This is a genomic window from Chryseobacterium sp. MMO-72 (assembly GCF_037146035.1).
GTDB classification, from domain to species: Bacteria; Bacteroidota; Bacteroidia; order Flavobacteriales; family Weeksellaceae; genus Chryseobacterium; species Chryseobacterium indicum.
In genome coordinates this window covers 56864-78250 of the sequence record NZ_JBBCWG010000002.1, presented here as the reverse complement: position 1 = coordinate 78250, position 21387 = coordinate 56864, and the positions used below count along the sequence as shown (strand labels likewise).

Annotated in this window: 15 protein-coding genes; 3 read left to right on the top strand and 12 right to left on the bottom strand. The window is 33.7% G+C overall.

Annotated elements, in window-relative coordinates:
* The 9 genes from WFH39_RS02865 to WFH39_RS02825 form a co-directional block, all read right to left on the bottom strand.
* A complete protein-coding gene (locus tag WFH39_RS02865) occupies positions 1-1047 on the bottom strand; it encodes an AAA family ATPase (protein ID WP_336688736.1) in 1047 nt (348 codons plus the stop codon).
* Between the two features lie 129 nt (positions 1048-1176).
* Positions 1177-1938: a LytR/AlgR family response regulator transcription factor gene (locus WFH39_RS02860; protein WP_336688735.1), complete on the bottom strand. Its 762-nt coding sequence runs from the start codon at positions 1936-1938 to the stop codon at positions 1177-1179.
* Between the two features lie 5 nt (positions 1939-1943).
* Positions 1944-3179, bottom strand: coding sequence for an McrC family protein (locus WFH39_RS02855; protein WP_336688734.1), 1236 nt, complete (start codon positions 3177-3179; stop codon positions 1944-1946).
* Position 3180: 1 nt separating this feature from the next.
* The gene (locus WFH39_RS02850) at positions 3181-5085 is read right to left on the bottom strand and encodes an McrB family protein (RefSeq protein WP_336688733.1); all 1905 of its coding nucleotides are present in this window, start codon (positions 5083-5085) and stop codon (positions 3181-3183) included.
* 10 nt (positions 5086-5095) lie between these two features.
* Positions 5096-5392: a hypothetical protein gene (locus tag WFH39_RS02845; RefSeq protein ID WP_336688732.1), complete on the bottom strand. Its 297-nt coding sequence runs from the start codon at positions 5390-5392 to the stop codon at positions 5096-5098.
* Between the two features lie 7 nt (positions 5393-5399).
* Positions 5400-8027: a hypothetical protein gene (locus WFH39_RS02840; protein ID WP_336688731.1), complete on the bottom strand. Its 2628-nt coding sequence runs from the start codon at positions 8025-8027 to the stop codon at positions 5400-5402.
* Positions 8020-10407 (bottom strand): hypothetical protein, encoded by a 2388-nt coding sequence (locus WFH39_RS02835; RefSeq protein WP_336688730.1) that lies wholly within the window; start codon positions 10405-10407, stop codon positions 8020-8022. Before WFH39_RS02835 ends, WFH39_RS02840 begins: the two co-directional genes overlap by 8 nt.
* A 48-nt stretch (positions 10408-10455) precedes the next feature.
* Positions 10456-13314, bottom strand: a complete 2859-nt coding sequence (locus WFH39_RS02830) for a type I restriction endonuclease subunit R (RefSeq protein WP_336688729.1) — start codon at positions 13312-13314, stop codon at positions 10456-10458.
* A 100-nt stretch (positions 13315-13414) separates the two neighbouring features.
* Entirely contained in the window at positions 13415-14341 is a 927-nt protein-coding gene (locus tag WFH39_RS02825; RefSeq protein ID WP_336688728.1) for a tyrosine-type recombinase/integrase, read from the bottom strand.
* Positions 14342-14471: 130 nt separating this feature from the next.
* On the opposite strand from WFH39_RS02825, the gene WFH39_RS02820 reads away from it, so the two are divergent.
* Entirely contained in the window at positions 14472-15608 is a 1137-nt protein-coding gene (locus WFH39_RS02820; RefSeq protein ID WP_336689055.1) for a restriction endonuclease subunit S, read from the top strand.
* Positions 15609-15667: 59 nt separating this feature from the next.
* Here the strand turns inward: WFH39_RS02820 and WFH39_RS02815 are convergent, their stop codons facing one another.
* Both WFH39_RS02815 and WFH39_RS02810 read right to left on the bottom strand, forming a co-directional pair.
* Complete coding sequence (locus WFH39_RS02815) at positions 15668-16852, bottom strand: restriction endonuclease subunit S (RefSeq protein WP_336688727.1); 1185 nt, start codon at positions 16850-16852, stop codon at positions 15668-15670.
* A gap of 42 nt (positions 16853-16894) precedes the next feature.
* The gene (locus WFH39_RS02810; RefSeq protein WP_336688726.1) at positions 16895-18463 is read right to left on the bottom strand and encodes a type I restriction-modification system subunit M; all 1569 of its coding nucleotides are present in this window, start codon (positions 18461-18463) and stop codon (positions 16895-16897) included.
* Between the two features lie 240 nt (positions 18464-18703).
* On the opposite strand from WFH39_RS02810, the gene WFH39_RS02805 reads away from it, so the two are divergent.
* Positions 18704-19021 carry a GIY-YIG nuclease family protein gene (locus WFH39_RS02805; protein ID WP_336688725.1) on the top strand — a complete coding sequence of 106 codons (318 nt, stop codon included), beginning with the start codon at positions 18704-18706 and terminating at the stop codon, positions 19019-19021.
* A gap of 713 nt (positions 19022-19734) precedes the next feature.
* Here the strand turns inward: WFH39_RS02805 and WFH39_RS02800 are convergent.
* Positions 19735-20376 (bottom strand): DUF6266 family protein, encoded by a 642-nt coding sequence (locus WFH39_RS02800; protein WP_336688724.1) that lies wholly within the window; start codon positions 20374-20376, stop codon positions 19735-19737.
* A 124-nt stretch (positions 20377-20500) separates the two neighbouring features.
* On the opposite strand from WFH39_RS02800, the gene WFH39_RS02795 reads away from it, so the two are divergent.
* Entirely contained in the window at positions 20501-20734 is a 234-nt protein-coding gene (locus tag WFH39_RS02795) for a hypothetical protein (protein ID WP_336688723.1), read from the top strand.
* Positions 20735-21387: the final 653 nt, after the last annotated feature.

Genomic DNA, 21387 nt, shown 5'->3' with positions numbered 1-21387 from the left:
TCAGATATTGTTTTTAATCATTTGTATTCTGGATTTATCTATCCCTTTCCATAAAACAGCCTGCTCTACTTCTTCCCATGCTATATTCATTCTCAGAAGGTCTGCTCCTTGTATAGAAGCTCTTGGACTTATCACGACCCTATCACCTACTTTCTGTACAGCTCTTCTTACTTTCTGCACATGGCTTACCCAGCTATGATTTTTAGCCATTTCATATTCCAGATCTTCATCAATTTCCCAGTTTATCGTAATGAAACGATCCAGACTCGCTGCATCTAACTGATTTCTTCCTATGTACTGGCGATCCGCTCCTGTCCCAAAAGTATTGGCAGCCGCTACACAGTAAAAATTTTTATTTTTATAGATCCTGCCATCCGGAAAGTCCATAAAGTCATTTGCCAGAGCAGCATTAAAAGCTAGCAGAGCCTGAGGAAAACTTGCATCAATTTCATCAAAAAGGAAAAGCCCGCCATCTTTATAAGCTCTTCTGAAATCAGTATTTACCACTCTTCCGCGAGCATCTGTAAAACCTGCTAACTTATGTTCACTGGTAATAGCCCCCGTAAAGTAAAATTCCAGATTCAAAGCTTTGGCAACATTAGCTGCCGCAGTAGTTTTGCCGGAACCTGCAGATCCAACCAAAAAAATGTTATGCTTAGTCTGCAGATATTTCAATAGTTTTTCAAACTGGAAGTGCTGCGCACCCAAATCTTTAACTCTATCATGATCAATAACTCTGATGCTTACATTTCTGTAATTTTTCATCTTATCTATTCTTGTGTCCAGCTGATTCGCCTTTTGCTTTAATAGATTATTTTCTTCCTGTAATTGAGAGATCGACAACTGTAGCTTTTTAATTTCAGCATTTGCTCTACCTGACTGAGAACTCAGCATTTGTCTTATCTCTTTTTTAAGATTAAGCCTAATATCATCTTCCACCTTCCTTTTAATAAGATCAAGATCCTGATGCAAATAATTTTCAAGAATACTGTTGCCATTTTTCTGAGAAGCAAATTTTGAAGTTCTGTGACTTCTTTTAATTTCCATAATTGTTTTTAAATTAGTTGTTATATGATAGATCTATCAAAAAAACATCCGGAAAATAAAAAAATGCGTTTCCGGAAAACATCATCGGAAACGCAGGAACAAAAGCTTTTTTTTGAGGAATAAGAGCGGTTAGCCCAAAAGTTTTTTTATGTCATTCTGATAATTTTCTGACACAGGCAGATAATGACATTTTGTCTTGTTTTTTTCATCAAATACAATGATTTCTACATGCTCATCTTTTTTATGATAACACTGAATGTATTTTTTATTGACTCTGAAAGATTTATGAATCGTTATAAACTGGCTTTTCATCAGTCCTTTATCTTCCATTTTCGAAAAGGAAAAATCAATAAGATTCTCCGTTTTCCGGTTAATGAAATGAATCTGCTTGTTGTTGGATTCGGAGCCGGAAGACTTATCTGCACTTAAATAGACGATATCATCAATCAGAACCCTGTTTCTTTTTGTTTTATTAAAATCCAGATAAACGTACTGAAGACTAGAAAACAAATATACTTCCTGTAAGAACCTTTTAAAACTTTTAACAAATTTTTCTTCGGTAAAGGGTTTGGTAATATGATCTACACAAATCCCGGAATCGCGCTTCAGATTCTCAATATCTCCGATGTATTTTCTGGTATTGGCACTTGCAAAGAACACCGGAATCCCGATTTCCTGCGCCACTTCCATTCCCGTCATGCTGTCGCTGCCAAGATCCAGATCCGCCAGCAAAATATCAGGCTTTACCGTTTTCAGTTCCTCAAAAAAATGATCTGAACTGCTGCTTTTTAAAACAATCTGAACATTGGGAATATGCTGAAGATACAGCTCCATTTTTTCCAGCTGTTTGGGGCTATCTTCGAGAATGGCGATGTGGTAGGTGTGGTGCATTTTATTTAATTAATTGTATTTAAAATTATATTTCCTATACGATCATCTAACTGTGAGAAAGAGTTTAAAACAGAAATTTTACCCAAACCACATTGATGGTGTTCATCTTCACTGATTTTTTCAAACCTTGAAAACTGATCTAACTCATTATTATTTGATGGATAAAGCAAAAGCGCCTTTTTACTCGTCCAATATTCATTGTACACATACATCTGTCTCAAATCATGCGTTGAAGGTTGCGACTGATCAATATTCTTCCATTTGGTGTCAATAATTAAAACAACCTCATCATTCTTTTTCAGGACAACATCGGGGCGAATAGTAATTCCGTTCCAAAACGCTTTTGAATCCTGCCCGTAAACTTCAATGCCTGTTCCTTGCGCCGCCTGTTTTAATTTGACCAAAACATATTCTTCCCAAAGACTGTTCATATTAAAAAGCAAAGCCAGCATATTTTCAGAACCGCCGCAAACGTTGGGTGCATAATTCAGAATAATTAACCGTGCTATGGATAATGCCGTTTCATAAGGTGCGGTCTTTCTCGATTTAGGAATTTTACTAAATGTGTTTTCGTTTGCCTGAATGCTTTTCACCTCCGGAAAATCAAGCTGTATGGTTTTGCATTTGCCGTACAGACTATTTCCTTTAGATAACGTTGCAATAATTCCCAAAGCCTGTCCTAAAATCTGGTGAATCAAATGGTCTTTATCATACACCTGATGCGTGGTATAAAACCTTTCTTTATGCTCAAGATTTTTCTGAATATGCCCTGCAAACTCCAACTTCCCTTTTAATGCTTTTACGTTTCCTGTTTCTTTATAATATTGTTTGATTAAACCCTGATGAATGAGCAATTGCACTTCATTTAGAAACCATTCAAAGTAAATATCCAAGAGATGAATAGATTGCCTGGAAACATTTGCCTGACCTGCCTGCTGAATTTTCAGTTTTTTGGTAACACGCAACATTTCTATTAATACCTTTTGCCACTTTGTTTTGTTTTCCTGATCTTCAGATTCGTAACGGTCTATCTTTGGGAGAATCTCTATTGTGAGATTATCTGCCTGAATAACTCCGACAAACTGTTTGAACACTACTCCATTATGTTTCAAATCAAAATATTGATAATTGTGTAGGGCGTTAAGTTTTGATAACGCTACAAAATGACGTTTTTCAAAACCATTTTCTCCAATGGGTAAGAAGCTGTGTTCAAAAACCTGAATTGATTCTTTCCTAAACATTTTATACCAATAAAGATTCTATTGCTGAATTAAATTCAATGTCCTCAAACGGAATCAGTTCATAAGACTTTATGATTTCAATTTCGTTTCTTGTATCAAAATCTGCAAATACATTGTGCTGATTAGCTTTAGAAATTTCTTTTTCTCTTACAAAACCTTTTCCTAAAATCAAACCTATCTTGCCGCAATCGTTGTAGAAATATTCCTGTAGCAAAGGGATAATCTCATTTTTGAAGGATGACCTGAAATTATCTTTCAGAAAATAAGAATGTCCCAAGGTATAATTCTTATCTAAAAGCAGTTCTATTCTCTGATTGATCTTCTGCATTACTTCAACTCTAGGAAAATCTGAAAACTGCTTTTCTTCAACAACTTTCAAATCTGGCATCATTTCAACAAAACTGAAACGTCTTCTCAAAGCTGTATCTAAGGCTTCTACACTCCGGTCTGCGGTGTTCATTGTGCCGATGATGTAGAGATTGGATGGTACTCCGAATTCTTTTTTACTGTATGGTAAAGTGACTTTTAATTCTTCCTCGTTCCCGATGCGTTTGCTTTCTTCTATGAGTGTAATAAGTTCACCAAAAATCTGAGAGACATTGCCGCGGTTGATTTCGTCGATGATGAGGACATAATTTTGATGATGTTTATTATTATCAACTTGTACTTGTACTAACCGTGAAAATATATTGGGATAACCGTTAATAATATATTTTTCTGCCATATTTGACATTTTACCTATTACATTTTTATTTTTAATATCATTTATAGTAATTATATTATTTAAAACTAAATTATATAATTCATCAATAAGATATTTTGGGATGGGTACAATAGAACCAGCATTCGGCTTTTTTAGTTGAATCAATTCTGTGCCTATATTAACTATTTTATATCCTTCAATATTTTGTCCTACATAAAAATAAGTGTTAGAAGCAACTTCAGCAATGTATTTAAAAACACCATGCTTAATTTCATAGATTACAGTTTTATTTTCATCAGTATCTTCTTCAATTTGTGGCTTTATCCCTTCTATAAAATCTTCGTAGCTCATACTTGGATGAAAGGTAGTAAACATAATTTGTCCCGCTTCAACCAATCGATCATATTCTGCCTTTATAAATTCTCTTTTCTGATTTAGATTAAATTCAGGATTGGCAATACTTATAGCTTTATTAACCGTATTGTAAGTTTTGCCTGTTCCAGGGGGTCCATAAAGAATTTGATTGAGAGGGAAATTATAATCAATTTCAGAGTCAACCATTATCAATTCCTCTTCTTCTTCCAATTCTTCTGTAAGATCTTCAATGATTTTATACTTCTTAAACCTTTCTTCCATCTTGGTAAACATATTTTTTTGCTCTTTGACTGTATATCTACCGGCAGTAAAATCTTGATATTTTGATTTGAACAATGCTATCTGCTGGTCTACTATCGGAATAACTTTATCCAAGAAAGTCTCTAAATCATTTTTTAGCTCATCAAAATTGTTATAAATAGGATTTGAATATCCTGCAAACAATTCCATTTTATTTGTATCTGGAGCAAAATATTCATTCGGAAATATGCCTTTAAAAAGAGGTTTTATACTTTCTATTAACTCTAAAGCATATTTGTTTTGATTGTCGTACGGACTTTTTGTTTGGTTAAACTGAAAATGAAATTCAATTTTTTTATGTTTTGTAACCGTAAAAACAAGATTCATTAAATCACTTGATGAACCTGGATATGCAACAGGTACGTACCAAAAAGTTGTTGAAAAGTATTTTGATTTTTCAGTGCCAATAAAATAATTAAGTTCAGCACCCTTATTGGCTTTTTGGCGAACAGAAAAAGTAAAGTTATTATCTCTATTGTGTTTTTCTTTGAGCCAATTGAAGACTTGGGTTTGTAATTCTTGGTACATAATGTTTTTTTTAACTCTTTAATAATTTTAAGCTCAAAAGAAGTCCCAAAGCTGGCGATTGCCTTCTTGGAACATAGGGTTTAAAACTGATCGTTTTAAAATTACTCAGTTCAACGTAAGCCAGATGAACTTTTCTCAAATCCATCTCCCATTCAACATTTGTTGACTCTCTGATAAAGCTTAAGTTATAACCATCTAAAGAAACAATTGTATAGAGATTTCCTGTTTTACTTTTGAATGTAGAAATATTATTTATTAGTAAAAGAAAGTCTATGCAACTTATTTCAGGAGCTATTTTTGTAACCATAATATCATTAGTTATTAAAACTCTGTCCAATTCCCATCAATCTAACCCTCTCCAACCATTCATAAATCATTGAGGAATTATATTTGAGATTACCATTTTCATCTTTTTCTTTTTCTAAGGCTATAGCCATTAATGCAAATTCATTTTCTAATGAGGTTGAAAAAATACCTTGATCATCAGTATTGATAGAAACTGAAAGCTGAGGACAATTTTTAATTTTCTCATGATCTAACTCTAATCCCAAATTGAAGAATTTTGTAATTGGGTGTTTCGCATATCTCCTGAAAGTTCCAATCAAATAATTTGATGTTGGGTTTGTTTCAATAGCGATATTTTTGTTTTTAAGCTCATGCATCATGTTAAATTGTACAGCTTCTACCAATTCCATGTAAGCATGAGAAATTTCAAACTGTTTTATCTGCGATCCTGCCTTTTTTATTTTGGGATTGAAATGATATTCCTGATACAATGCTTTTATATCAATATTATCTCGAATGTTTTTATTTTTCGGATATTCTTCATTAATACGGCATCTTTCCCAATAAGTTATATTCAGTTTTTTGTAAATATCATTTTTTAAATCGCTTAAATATAAATAAGGATCATCACCTCTTAGTTTCCAAGCATCAAAATAAGTTGTATGATGAATGTATTTTTGTTCTAATAAGCTTCCTTTACCAAAATTTGCAGTATATAACTCATAAAAGAGATTCTCATATAATTTTTCAAGTCTATTGACTTCGTTTCGGTGAATGCCAATACCAAATTTTCTAATCTTAGCTAACAACCAAACAATATTATCCAAAACAATTTGTTTTGGTAACATCAATTTCAATTGTTTAAACTTATAATATTCCTTTACATCAATTCCCAAAGCTAAAGCATGTCCGATTCTGTCTCCTTGAGAAAGATTCAAAAATCGAATACATTCATCAATTGCTCTTAAACCATCAACTAAATCATAAAAATCCTCTCCCGCATGATAAGTTGCGTAAATCTTAGGTTCCTCCAATTTATTTTTCAAATGATTAAATTGTCCTTTTAGTTTATGATTCTTTAAATATCTAAATCCTTGCGCAAAAACTTCAGGACTAGCTTTGAATTCACTAGAAGCAGCATCTATTCCACGAATTAAATCTGACACTTCCGAATAGCTTTCCCGCAATTGACTTATTGCTATCGATTGTTTCTTAACCTCTAATCTTAAATGATGATGCCTGCATAGTATTTCTTGTGATAAGTCAGAATATTCTTTTGTCTCTCCTGTTTTAATGTAATGTATGGTGTAAAATATTTTATGTTTCTTTAAATCAAATCTATTACCATCACCAGATAATGAACGAATCAGTTGTTTTGATAAGATAACTTGATTATCTAACGCTTTGTTATATCCTTCTAAACTCGATTTTAATTTCATTACATCATCCTTTGGAGCCACTCTTAGCTCAAAAGAACTAATTTCACTATGCGATTTTGTATCATGCACTGCTAAATTCATAAAAGCAGTATGATATATAGAATCATCAGGTAAGAAAAACTCTTTTCTATCCTGATACATAGAAAAATTACCAAATCCTACTTTATCATTGACCTGAATGAGTTCAGCTCTAAACTGCGCTTTAATTAATAAATACGCATGAAATAAATGAATATATGATTTAAACTCTTTATTATCTGAATATATTAGCTTAAAACTGTCATAAAGCAGTTTTCTCTCTCCATAGAATACATAAGACTTCTCAAGATTCTGTATATGAATATTTTTAGGAATTGCATAATCAATAATTTCAACATTTCCTCTATATTCGAACTGATGCCCGAGATCAAACCTTAACACTTCAATATTGTTCGAAAGTTGATATAAATTCATCAATAAATCAAAAGAATCAGAAAAGTTACTTTCTTGTGAAATATCTATGATAAATTGCTTCTCTTGATCGATTTTATTTGCAAATCTAAATAATTCATATCTTATATAAGCTGCTTTATAAACAAGTACTTTGAGTTCTTTTTTTGGACTTTGTGAAGCATTAGAGGTTTTTGTTAGGAGACTTATTTCTTTTTTCAGATCCTCGAATGCTTTTTCAAAAGAAATTGGATGATTCATTATATTGATCCAACTTAGATCGAAAACAGGTCCCGAACCTTTTAAATGAAAATGGTTTTCGGCTAACCCCTTTTTAAGTAACTGATGAAGTCTTTTATTATCCGAGAATGCTGTTGGCCTCCATGCAAAAAAATCTCTTTTACGCTGAGATCTGTTATCCAAACAAGCGTAAAAAGAAGTAGTAAGTATATCCTCTCCTATATAGTAGGATAAATCCCGCCATTTTAGTAAATGTTCATATACAACAAATGGTTCCAAATCTTGTTCTACTAAAACTTTTGAAGTAAAATGGTTAAGAATATGAAAATAGTTTTTACTTTTTTCTTGATGAACATCATGAAACCAATCAGAATCAAGTTTTTGATAAATGTTTTGGATTTCATCTATAGAGTAATTCGAAAATGTTCTAAAACCTTTTTCTAAAAAACTATTCTTATTAATGTATTTGTTTGATTCTTTTACTAATAAAATAAAGTCGGAGCAATAATCTGCAAATAATAGATGTATTGATTTGCGTAGATTATCCATTTTTAGCTTTTGTTAATGTAGTTTGAAAATTCATCATAGTAATTAAGCGTCTATCTTCATCTAAAACAGTATCAATTTTATCATAAAAATCTTCTACTAATTTTATTATTGATGAGTTAGGATCTATATCAATTATCTTATTCTTGAAATATGTTAAAGTTCTTTTATTCCAAAGATCTTTTTTCAAATAATCATCAACAACTTTACTAATACTCTGATTTTTTTTTCTTTTAGCATTGTCTTCCTTAGATGAATCGTACATTTTATTAATAACTTTTCTCACGATACTATTTGGATCATCAATCTCTTTTTTCCAAATTTTAAATAATGGAAAGTTTAAATAAGCTTTAATTATTCTATCATTTACTAACGCACGATTTTTCTTTCTAATATTACCTAAAGAATTTACTCCTCCCCTGTATAGATATATATACATAAGATGAAAATAATCTGGTTGTTTTCCTCTGTATGCAAATGCAAAATTACTAACTCCGTGAATGAACTCCTGAGTAAATGCTGGATCATCTAATTTCTCTAAGAATATTTCATCATAATCCTCAACCATACTATATAGTTCTGCTACTTTATCTGAATCTTCAAATAACAAATTTTGTTTTATTTCTAGGTAATTTGTAAAAATCGCAAATGGATCTAGTACCCCTTGAGTAAAATTTTCAAAAAATCTAAAAAAATAATTGTGTGTTGATTTCCTGTAGTTGTAGTCAGGATCACCGTAGATATGGATCAAAGAGAAAATTAAAAAATTAGAACTACTTTTTTCAAAATCTGATAATTTTGTATCAATGTTGAATTTAACCCAATCTCTCCTAATGCTATATTCACGTGGCAACCTTAAATCAATTCCATTATTAAAAAATCTATTTGTATTTTTAAGTAAGTTATTATGGGATATTAATAATGAAACCAAAATTTTTGTATAATCTAAAAACCTAAGAGTTTCAACATTGTTAATTCTGACATTTTTTTCAATATTTTCGAATAAAGATATAATATCCCCGATGGATACATTATCTGGATTATAACCATCTATTAACTCTACCACCTTATCATCAAGAAACTCACTTAATTCATCAAGAAAAAATTGTTGTACTATTAATAGCACAGAATTTTCATTAGTTTCTATGCTATTGAATAATCTTGAAAACTCAGGACCTAAATCATTATAACTTTTAATAAGAATATATTTTTTTATAACGTTATAATCCGAATTGTATGCGTTTTGAACTAGTTCCTTGATTTCTCGTAAAGTTTTAGGAATAATTAAATTTTGTCTAAAGCTATAATTAGGAATCAAAACATTTAGTTTAGAGCTCAAATAAAAAATTAAAAACTCATATAGGCTATTAATTTTACGTTCTTTTAAAGAATATTGAGTATAATCATTTAATCTCCTAATTTTTACAATATCAATTATTTTCGCTTCATCCTTTAAAGTGAAATTTGGTAATTCAATCATTCGACTTATAGGAATGAGTTTTTCAATATATTTACTAGCTCTATTTCGAAGCACATTTTTATCTACAGGATATTTAGTATGTAGTTCACTTAAAAAGCTATTATATAAACTATCTGCAAGTTGAATTTTATTGAGTGATATAAGAACAATTAAATTTGGCTGAATTAAAAACTGCCTTACATCTTCTAACATTAAATAAGTATTAGAAAAATTTAAATCAAAATCATCAATTGCTATGATTAAGAAACTTTTATTATTTTCAAATTTTTCTAAGTAACATTTAACTAAATTTTTAAAATCTAATCTGAGATTACTACTTATTGCTAATTTACTTAAAGCTTCAATGGATTCTTTTTTATATAGCTCTTTTGGATCACTATTAATTATCTGTAAATTCTGAAAAACATTTTGAAAATGTTTTAATAGTTCTCTTTTATCATCCTGATTCATATTGAGATTTGAATCATGTAATGTATCTTGGAATTTTTGAAACATTTTAGCTAAAATTATTTCAAAAATACTCTCACCTCTAAATAATGAGGGATCTATTATATCAATATCAGCAAATGTTTTACTTTTAATGGTATTATAATCAAAAGTTTCGATTTCATTAATGTTAAAAAAACTTTCATGATCACTACATGATTTATTGATTAAAGCATCCCTAAATGAAATCATAGAAGATGATTTTCCTTTTCCTCTCTCACCCGTAAATGCTATAATATTATTAAAATCATCGTACTTAGCATCTTTACTATTTTCGGATTGCTTTATAATATCTAAAATATTGCTAAGCGCACTTTTATAGACATTTTTAAAAATTGAATCATTAAATGTATTTCCTTTTTCAATCTTTATCTTATAATCTTCATTTAAGTTAATTTCCAAAGTTGTCTCACTCATATTTATAAATTTTCAATTGATTAGTTTTATATATATATTTTTAAATCTTTAACTCGCCACCCCATCAATAAACACCTCCACAAAATCCTGCACTTTCTGAATAATTCTTCTTCCGATATTATTGCGTTCAGTAAGCTTTGGCTTTATTTCAAGGAGTTTTAGGGTGTCACTTATTTTAGGAGTTTTGGAAGTAAAAAGAAAATCGTCGATAGCATCTCGGAATCTGTCTTTGTTTAAAGATTCTTCGGTTGCTATTTTCTCGAAAGCCGAGTTTTTTTCTTTGTTCCAGTATTTTTCAAACTCTTCGTTCACATTGTCTCCGTCAGAAATATGAGGAAGGTTTTCTTCGATGAATTTTTCGATCAGTTCTTTTTTACTTCGGAGTTTTGCATCGCCGGAAAGGATGTCACGGATTTCTTTTTTCTTTTTTTCTAACGTATCACCTTTTAGATTTGAATCGGTAAGATTGGCTAAAAGTGAGAGAATATAACTTACATTGATTTCATCACGATGAATCAGCTCAAGTTCAAAATCAACATCATCTAAAATGCTTGCTTTTCCTTCTCCTCCTTGCGGTTTTGTTTCTTTCCAAATATCCAGATATTTGCTTTTGTAGCCATCAAATTCATATTCTGTCATTTCCAGTTTATTGAAATCAAAATCTGCAAATGATTTCAATACATTCAAAACGCGCATAACTTCACGGAAAGCAGTAATGAATTCAAACTTTTCCTGTTCGGTTTGATAACTGTTGACACTGTCTATTTCAGGAGCAACCATCTTTAAACTGTTCAAAGCTGAATTGAAAAGCTCAATATAATCTTCAATCGGCAGAATGATAATTTCCTGAATCGCTTCTTTATTGGAAAACAAAGTCACCGCATCATCGGTTGCAGACTTCAGATTACGGAAACAAACAATGTTTCCTTGTGATTTCTTTTCGCCCAATAATCTGTTGGTACGTGAAAATGCCTGAATCAATCCGTGATATTTCAGATTTTTATCAACAAACAAAGTGTTCAGTTGGGGACTGTCAAATCCCGTCAGAAACATATTCACTACGATAATTAAATCAATTTCTTTACTGCGGACTTTTTTAGCAATGTCATTGTAATAATTGTAAAAACTCTGGCTGTCTTTGGTCGTAAAATTGGTTCCAAACATTTCATTGTAATGACCAATATATCTTTCCAACACATTTCTGCTGTGAGAATCTCCATATTGTGCCTGTGGTTCTGCAACCATTCCTAACTCCGGTTCCTCATAAATTCCGGTGGCATCTTTAGACTCTTCATTGGTTCCATAGCTGAAAATAGTGGCAATTTTCAAATTGTGCCTGTTTTCCTCTTTTTTCTTCTGAAAAAGATCATAATATTTCTGCAAAACATCAATACTGCTTACACAGAACATTGCATTAAAAGTACCGTTATGCGTTTTTCTTCCGTATTCTGCTATCAAATAATCTACAATCTTTTCAAGACGTTTCGGGCTTTCAAGAAGTTCCTGTGTATCTATGGCTTCAACATCCGTGTCGATATACGTATTGCTTCCTTCTTTTTCCTTGTATCTTCCCACATATTCCACAGAAAACTTCAGAACATTATCATCACGAATGGCATCTGTAATCACATACTTATGCAGACAGTCTTCAAAAAGTCTGTTCGTTGTTGCCGGAGCGCCGTCTATTTTCCCAATTGAATTCACTTCAGAAATCGGAGTTCCTGTAAAGCCTATCATTTGGGCATTTTTAAAGTATTTTTTGATGTTCTGATGCGTATCTCCAAACTGACTTCTGTGACACTCATCAAAAATGAAAACCACCTTTTTATCTTTCAGCTTGTCAATTTTATTGCCGTGCTTTTCTTTGGTAATTGCCGTATTCAACTTCTGTAAAGTTGTTACAATAAGTTTAGTATTATCGGAAAGCTGTTTAACCAGATGGGCTGTATTTTCTGTAGCATCCACACTTCCTTTTTCAAAAGCATCAAATTCTTTTTGAGTCTGATAATCCAAATCTTTTCTATCCACCACAAAAACTACTTTTTCCACTTTAGGAATTTCTTTCAGGATCTGGCTTGCTTTAAAGGAAGTCAGCGTTTTTCCTGAACCTGTTGTATGCCAGACAAAACCGTTCTTATCCGTATTTCTTACCCTGTCAACAATTTTCTCAACCGCGTAATATTGATAAGGTCTTAAAACCATCAGTATCTTATTCGTTTCATTCAGAACAATATACTTGGTGATCATTTTGGCAATATGACAAGGCTCTAAAAATGCAGGGGCAAATTGGTCGAGCTGCGTGATGTTATTGTTGTGTTCATCCGACCAGAAGAAAGTCTGCTTAAATGTCTGTTTTGCGTTGTTGGAATAATATTTTGTATTGACTCCGTTACTGATGATAAACAACTGAACATAATTAAACAATCCACTTCCGGAATTGAAAGACTGATGATGATAACGGTTGATTTGATTAAACGCCTCTTTCATTTCCAGACCGCGGCGTTTCAGCTCAATCTGTACTACAGGTAATCCGTTGATGAGAATGGTTACATCATACCGGTTTTTAAAATTTCCTTCCTGTGCCACCTGATTCGTGACCTGAAACTGATTCTGGCACCAGTGATCCTGACTGATGAATTCAATCCATTCTGAAGTTCCGTTGTCTTTTATAAAATGAAATTTATCCCGTAACGTTTTAGCCTTTTCAAAAACATTTCCTTTAGCAAGATGATTGAGGATTTTTTCAAACTCCTTTTCTGAAAATGTTTTTTTATTGTGAACTTCGAGCTGGGTTTTTAGGTTTCTAATGAGATCCGCTTCGCTGCGAATCGTCACTTTTTTATGCCCTAACTGCTGTAACTGTTCTACTAATTTCTGCTCTAAAATATATTCCGGCTGGCTTGACATTCGTACTGAGTTTTGGTTAAAAACTTTGTCAAAGTCCTTAAACTTTGACAAAGTTGTTTTAGTTTTCCCAAATGTAAGAAATAATCGGAGACAACTGCAACTATTTTAGCGCTTTAAACATCTGGTCGATGGCTTTTTTCTTCTGTTCCAGATTAGGATGCACATACAAATTTAAAGTGGTACTGATATTAGAATGTCCCAGCAAAACACTCACCGTTTTATAATCACACTTGCTTTCAATGCATCTTGTGGCAAAACTGTGTCTCAAACCGTGGAATTTAATATCCGGAATTTCCAGATAGCGCATCAGATTTTTGTAATAGCTTCGGTACGTTCTGGGTTCTGTAGGTTTAGAATCGTTGGTGAGTACATAAAAAGCAGGATTTACAATTTTCTTAAACGGTTTCAGCATTCTCAGCAAATCTCTGCTGATCGGGATTTCACGGATCGAATTTTTTGTTTTAGGAGAATCAATCAAAAGTTCCGTTCTTCTTTCTCCGCCATCAATCACATAAATTCGCTGAATGGTTTTGCGGATATTGATAATTCCGTTATCCGTATCAATATCTTCCCAGGTCAGGGCACAGATTTCCCCAATCCGCATTCCCGAACAAAGGCAGATGTAAACCCCCAGATTTCTAAAGGTAAAATGCTCCTGAATATAGTTCATCACTTTTTTCTGATGCGTTCTGCTTAACACTTCAATGGTATGAGTTTCGCGAACTGTGGGATATTGCACATCGAAATTAATGAAATCAATCCATTTATTTTTTGCCCCGAACTTCAATACCATTTTCAGAACAATCAGGATGTCTTTAATACTTTTCTGGCTTAAACCCTGTTCGAGTTTTTGAAACACAAATTTCTGTACCTCATCATCCTCAATCTCAAAATAGTCTTTGAATACAGGCAATAAATGATTTTCCAGCAACAGCACATAAGCCGAAAAGGTTGATTTTTTCACATACAGCTTTTTGTCATTCTTCCACAGTTCAGCGATTTCTGCCAATGTCTTCTTTCTTGTCATAATTTTTTTGGTTTTTAAATTAAAACTGAAAGTTAACATTAAGGATAAAATTACTTTGCAATTTGAGATTTGAAATACTAAAGCTTTTACATTAGAGAACTTTTATTTTCCTACCGGAGGATATTTTGAGATTCCTAGACTTAGATTTCCTGAATTTACAGGAGTTTGGGAGAATAAACGATTAGGAGAATTATTGGAATTCAAAAATGGTATTAACGCTTCTAAAGAACAATACGGTTCTGGTGTAAAATTCATTAACGTCTTAGATATTCTATCTAATGACTTTATTACATATGACAATATTGTTGGCAAAGTTAATGTCGATGAGTTGATTGTTGAGAAATTTTCAGTAAGTTATGGAGATATTCTTTTTCAGAGAAGTTCGGAAACTAGAGAAGAAGTTGGGACTGCTAATGTTTATTTAGATAAAAACAAAAATGCCACATTTGGAGGTTTTGTAATTAGAGGAAAAAAAATTGGAGAATATAATCCAGTGTTTTTTAATAAACTTCTTAAAACCAATTCAGCGAGAGAAAATATAACTTCTAAATCTGGAGGAAGTACAAGATTTAATGTCGGACAAGAGATACTAAGTTCAGTAAATTTATATTTTCCTAATCTTCCCGAACAAGATAAAATTGCTTCATTTTTATTGTTTGTTGATGAAAGAATTCAAACTCAAAAGAAAATAATTGAGGGTTTAAAAACTCTTAAAATCCAATCACGAAATAAATTGTTTACGCAGATAATTAAAGGTGGTTATGAAAGATTTACGGTTGAAGAAATTTTAAATTATGAACAGCCTACAAAATACATAGTTTCAAGTACTGACTATTCGTCTGATAACTCACTTATTCCTGTTTTAACTGCAAATAAAGCCTTTCTTTTAGGTTATACAAATGAAGATTGGGGAATTTACGATAAAGGAAAATGTATTGTTTTGGATGATTTTACGATGGATTTAAAATATGTAGATTTTCCATTTAAGATAAAATCTTCGGCTATCAAGTTATTGACCTCCAAAAAAAATATAGATTTAAAATTTGTTTTTGAATATTTTTCTTTTCTAAATATGTCATCTAACGAACACAAAAGACACTATATTTCTGAAATCCAGCCAATGTTTTTGAATGTTCCTTCTGAAAAAATTCAAAAGAATATTTCTAACTTTTTATCAAAACTTGATGAAAAAATCAATTTAGAAAATGAGTTATTAACTCAATATGAAAATCAGAAAAAATATTTATTACAAAATCTATTTGTTTAAAGAATTTTGGGTTTAGGCATAGCCTTGTCAAGATTTAAAACTGTGACAAGGCTCTTTTTTTAAACAAATAAATTAGCCAAAAGAAACTTTTTTTGAAGCTCTAACTTTTCTAAAATTTGTTTTTCTGTTTCTATTTTTTCTTGAATAGAAGAAAGAAAATTGGCTATTTTTGTTTGTTCTTCAATATCATTTGAAAATATTAATTGTAAATTTTTTAAATCCTTCTGTTGAATATTTGGAAGTCCTGAACCTACTCTTAAATTCATTATTTCTTTCTCATAAAACTTAAGTAAATGAAATAAAAATTTTGTAGAAATATCCCTTTTTGTAATAATTTTATAGCAATGACCTCCTAACCAAAATTTAGATTTCATAAAACTCACAAAACCACAAGAGTTTCCTCCTTCACTTATTGTGATTGTGTTTTTATCAGAATTAAACTTATCAGTATATCCCGAAAAGCTCATACCTCCATTTAAGCAAGGATAATTACCTGTATCAGTCAAATCCTCTTTATTCAGTTGTTCTCCTTTTTTTATGTCACAAATCTCATCTAATTTGATTGTTTTCCAATCAGAAAAATAATTTCCATATTCATCTTTAAATCTTAACTTCTGAGAAAATACCTTTTCACGAGTAGCTTTCATTAAGGTTTCTAATTGTTCAATTATTTTCTTTTGGGTTTGAATACGAGAGTCAATAGAAAATATAAAAGATGAAATTTTCTTCTGTTCTTCTATATTTGGGAAAGCAAATTCTATTTTTGATAACTTGTCTTGATTGAGATTATCTTGTGCTGCACCCTGCGAAAGATTTTGTATCTCAATTTTAAATTTATCAAAAAGATACTTTACAAAGAGGACAATAGTTTTATTTTCCTTAGGAAGCAATCCAATAATACTATCAGGAAAGCAAGCTTTTATTTTAAGAATAGAAGTTTCAGCAATATTTGCAGCAATAGTAATGCACAAAGTGTCTTCATCCCATAATTTGCTTTGCAGTAATCCTGCTTCTGAATAAGTTTGTGTAAAATCAGTGAGATATAAATCTGCTTTTCGTACATCGCCAGTCTGTATAAAAGGATATTTACCTCCAAATAAAAATTCGGCATCTCTTGGTCTATGTTTTGATTTGCCTCTTCCAATGTCAGCGACTTCTCCCAATTTCTTCTCTTCCCAATCCCCTTCAAACCCTGGAAATCGTAAATTAGGAAATTTTCCGATACTTTTATTTTCTTCTGTCATCTCAGTTATATTATTATTCGTTAGTAAAAGAATTAAGGATGCTTAAAAAACAAGACCCAATTCTTTCAAATAAACTTCAATTTCAGAATCCAATTGAGAGCGCTTTGCCTCAAGCTCCTTAATTTCAGCCATTACCGCCTGAATATCAATCTCCTCTTCATCCTCAAAAGTATCCACGTAGCGAGGAATATTAAGATTGTAATCATTATCAGCCACTTCCTGCAATGTCGCTTTATGACTGAACTTTTCCGTTACTGTACGGTTTTGGTAAGTGTCAACAATTTTATTAATATGAGCATTAAGCAGAACATTTTGATTTTTCTGTTTTTCAAATTCTTTGCTTGCATCTACAAACAGGATATCTTCATCGGCTTCACGGCATTTCTTAAAGACTAAAATACACGTAGGAATACTTGTTCCGTAGAAAATATTGGCAGGTAAACCGATCACAGCATCCAGATAATTCTTTTCTTTAATCAGATATTTTCTAATCACCAATTCGGCTGCACCACGGAACAGAACGCCGTGAGGCATTACGACAGCCATAATTCCGTTTTCATCCAGATGATGGATCATATGCTGGATAAACGCAAAGTCTGCTTTTGAAGACGGTGCTAATTTTCCGTATTGTGAAAATCTTTCATCCAAAAGATGCAGTTCATTAGCACTCCATTTTGCAGAGAAAGGCGGATTAGCGACAATCGCATCAAAAGTTTTATCTAAATGTTGAGGTTTTTCAAGCGTATCTTCCTGACGGATGTCAAAGTTGCTGTAATTGACCCCGTGAAGAATCATATTCATTCTCGCTAAGTTGTACGTCGTACGGTTCATTTCCTGACCGTAGAAATCACTTACTTTCGCTTCACGCGCAACACGCAAAAGCAAAGAACCACTTCCGCAGGTCGGGTCGTATACAGATTTTAACTGTGCTTTTCTGCTCGTCACGATTCTTGCCAAAATGGTAGAAACCTGTTGCGGAGTGTAGAATTCCCCCGCCTTCTTCCCTGCTCCACTGGCAAACTGGGCAATAAGATACTCATAAGCATCTCCTAAAACATCGGCATTGGTATCCGATAAATTGAAATCAATATCATCCAAATGATACAGCACTTTGGAGATTAAAGTATTTTTCTCGTCTTCTGTCCTTCCTAATTTTGCCGAAGTCAGATCCAGATCATCGAAAAGTCCTTCAAAATCATCCTCGCTGTTTGTCCCTAATGTGGATTGCTCAATATTGTTAAGGATTTTTGTAAGTTCAGCCAGAATAAAATTAGATTTCCCTTCCTGTTTCTGATGTCCTTTTTTGGCAATATTACTGAAAAGTTCCGAAGGTTTAAGGAAATATCCCAAATCTTCAACCACTTCTTCATAAATGGCTTCTACAATTTCCTTCCCTTCTTCCGTATTTTCATCCACATCGTTGTAATCAATATCCTCTCCCGAATCCAGCAAAATTTTATTCGCTGTAAAGTGAATTTTCTCTGAAAGATATTTGTAGAAAATAAATCCTAAAATATAATCACGGAATTCATCCGCATCCATTTTCCCGCGTAAAGTATTCGCTATATTCCAAAGCTGCTGCTGCAACTGGCGTTTCTGTTCTTCTGACATGGTTATCCTTAATTAAAAACGTTAAAGATATTATTTTCTAAATTTTAATAAAAACTTTTTACAAAATAAATTTGTATCAGGAACCAAAAAAGCATGGTGGCTTCGGCTCCGCTCAGCCACCACTACAGAAAAACAACCACTGCCCAACAACCCAAAAAAATCAAATCAAAAAAAACGGTGGCTGAGCGGAGCCGAAGCCACCGCATTCAAATAAAATACTATCTTTAGAAAAAAATACAAATGATAAAAGGATGGATGTATATTCTTCTCTGCTCAGACGGCAGTTATTACACCGGCAGCACCAACGATCTCGAACGCCGGCTTTCGCAGCATCAAAAAGGAGAGGGTGCCAATCATACTAAAAAACGGCTTCCTGTAAAGCTTATTTATTTTGAAGAATTTGAACGTATTGATCTTGCTTTCTACCGGGAAAAACAAATTCAGGGATGGAGCCGGAGAAAAAAAGAAGCTTTAATCAATGGCTGGAACGAAGAGCTTAAAAAAGCGGCCGAATGCATGAACGAAACCCACAGTAAGTTTTTTATAAAAGATGAGTAGGTGGCTTCGGCTCCGCTCAGCCACCACTACAGAAAACACCCCACCGTCCAACAACACCAAAAAATCACATCGAAAAACAAGGTGGCTGAGCGGAGCCGAAGCCACCACTACAGAAAACACTCCACCGCACAACAACACCCGAAAATCAAATCAAAAAACATGGTGGCTGAGCGGAGTCGAAGCCACCACTACAGAAAAACAACCCACCGCCCAATAACCCCAAAAAATCACATCAAAAAACACGGTGGCTGAGCGAAGCCGAAGCCACCACTACAGAAAACACCCCACAGCACAACAATACCCAAAAATCACATCAAAAAAACACGGTGGCTGAGCGGCGCCGAAGCCACCACTACAGAAAAACAACCCACATCCCAACCACACCCAAAAATCACATCGAAAAACAAGGTGGCTGAGCGGAGCCGAAGCCACCACTACAGAAAACACCCCACCGTCCAACAACACCAAAAAATCAAATCAAAAACATGGTGGCTGAGCGGAGCCGAAGCCACCACTACAGAAAACACCCCACCGCCCAACAACACCCAAAAATCACATCAAAAAAACACGGTGGCTGAGCGGAGCCGAAGCCACCACTACAGAAAACACCCCACCGCCCAACAACACCCAAAAATCAAATCAAAAAACATGGTGGCTGAGCGGAGCCGAAGCCACCATAAAAAATCCCCACCCTTCCGGATGGAGATTCAAAATTAAATTAAGGTATACGCCCCAAGATACGCGCTGTTACACGCAAGCGTTTCTTTCGCATTCCTGAAAAACACCCAGACCTGAATTTCCTTTCCTGTGTAAGAAGCAGGCATCGTGACATCAGCAGTCAACCCTTCCCTTTCCGCAACGGATTCGAAAATTTCAAACGTTCCCAGTTCTTTGCTATAACATACCACATTGGCTTTGTCGGCGGTATCTGCGTTTCCCTGTGCGGAATTATCTTCCCAGCTCAGCGTAATGATATTTCCGGTTTGGGGAGAAGCCGTGACGTTCTGGAAACCTGCCAGATCCCCTTTCGTGATCAGAACCTTGTTGTATACCAGTTCGGGAACATCGCCATTCATCTGTAATGCTTCGCTGATCGTGTAGGAAACCGCCATATTCACCCTTGATTTTGAACCGCTCCCCGATCCGAAATACTTCGTCTGAATATTTTTGAGCGGCTGCAGAAAACTGATCACCATGCTGAATTTGGTCTGCTGCAGAAGCTGTTTATCGGTGGGCTGCTTCGAGCTTGGTTTGGGAATGCTTCTGATAATGTCCTGTCCGCGCCAGTTTGCGCCAACAATCGTCCCTACTTTTCCTGAAAATCCTCCAAGGATTCCTTTTGTTATTCGTGCCATTTTGTGCATTTTTATTGGTTAACAGAACGAAGGTATTACAGAATTTTCCAATTTCAGGCACCTGTGAAAAAGATGACCGGTTTTGACTGCTTTTGACCGGTTTGAAAACCCATTTCTTCGGATCATGTTCGGGTCTTCTTCGGATCGGCTTCGGAAAAATGGGATTTTTTCCGAAGAAACACCGAACAACAGTCGAAGGATTCCCGAAGAATTTTATGAAAGTATTTCTGCTTCATTGTACGCTTCGGCTCCGCTCAGCGTACTTCATGTCATTCCATCTAAACAAATCATTGCAAACCACACCCGCCACCGTGCGCTGAGCGGAGCCGAAGCGCACATCATTACCACTCTATTTTAAACAAACCATTGTAACGCAAACCTGCCACTGTAGGCTGAGCGGAGCCGAAGCCTACGGTGCTGCAATTCCATTAAACAAATCATTGCAAACCACACCCGCCACCGTACGCTGAGCGGAGCCCAAGCGCACATCATCCTGAACAACCCTCCCCAAAATTGTTTATAATCGCAAGGACGCAAGATTTCTAACATGCTCTATGTATTAAGGCGCAAAGATTTTATCTCCGATAAAATGTAATACAGATATTTTTAGCTTCGGCTCCGCTCAGCGTACTTCATTGCCAATCCATTTTAAACAAATCATTGTCAACCATACCCACCATCGTGGGCTGAGCGGAGCCGAAGTCCACATCACTGCTACATCATTTTAAACAAATCATTGTAGTATAAAGACATCTTTCGGCTGCTTAACAAACTTAGAAAGTAATTTAAGCAGTTACATTGTATATCTGCGTAATCTCCACACTCTGCGTGAAGCAGTTGCGCACGACAATCAAAACAACAGATTATTGTGATATAAAAGATCCTTCGACTGCTCCGCGCTCAGGATGACAGCGCAGAAAATCATTGATTTTAGAGTATGCTATTGAATTGAAAGCGTTAGACAATTATTTATTGTAATAAAAAAGAGATCATTTAGCTGCTTACTATATT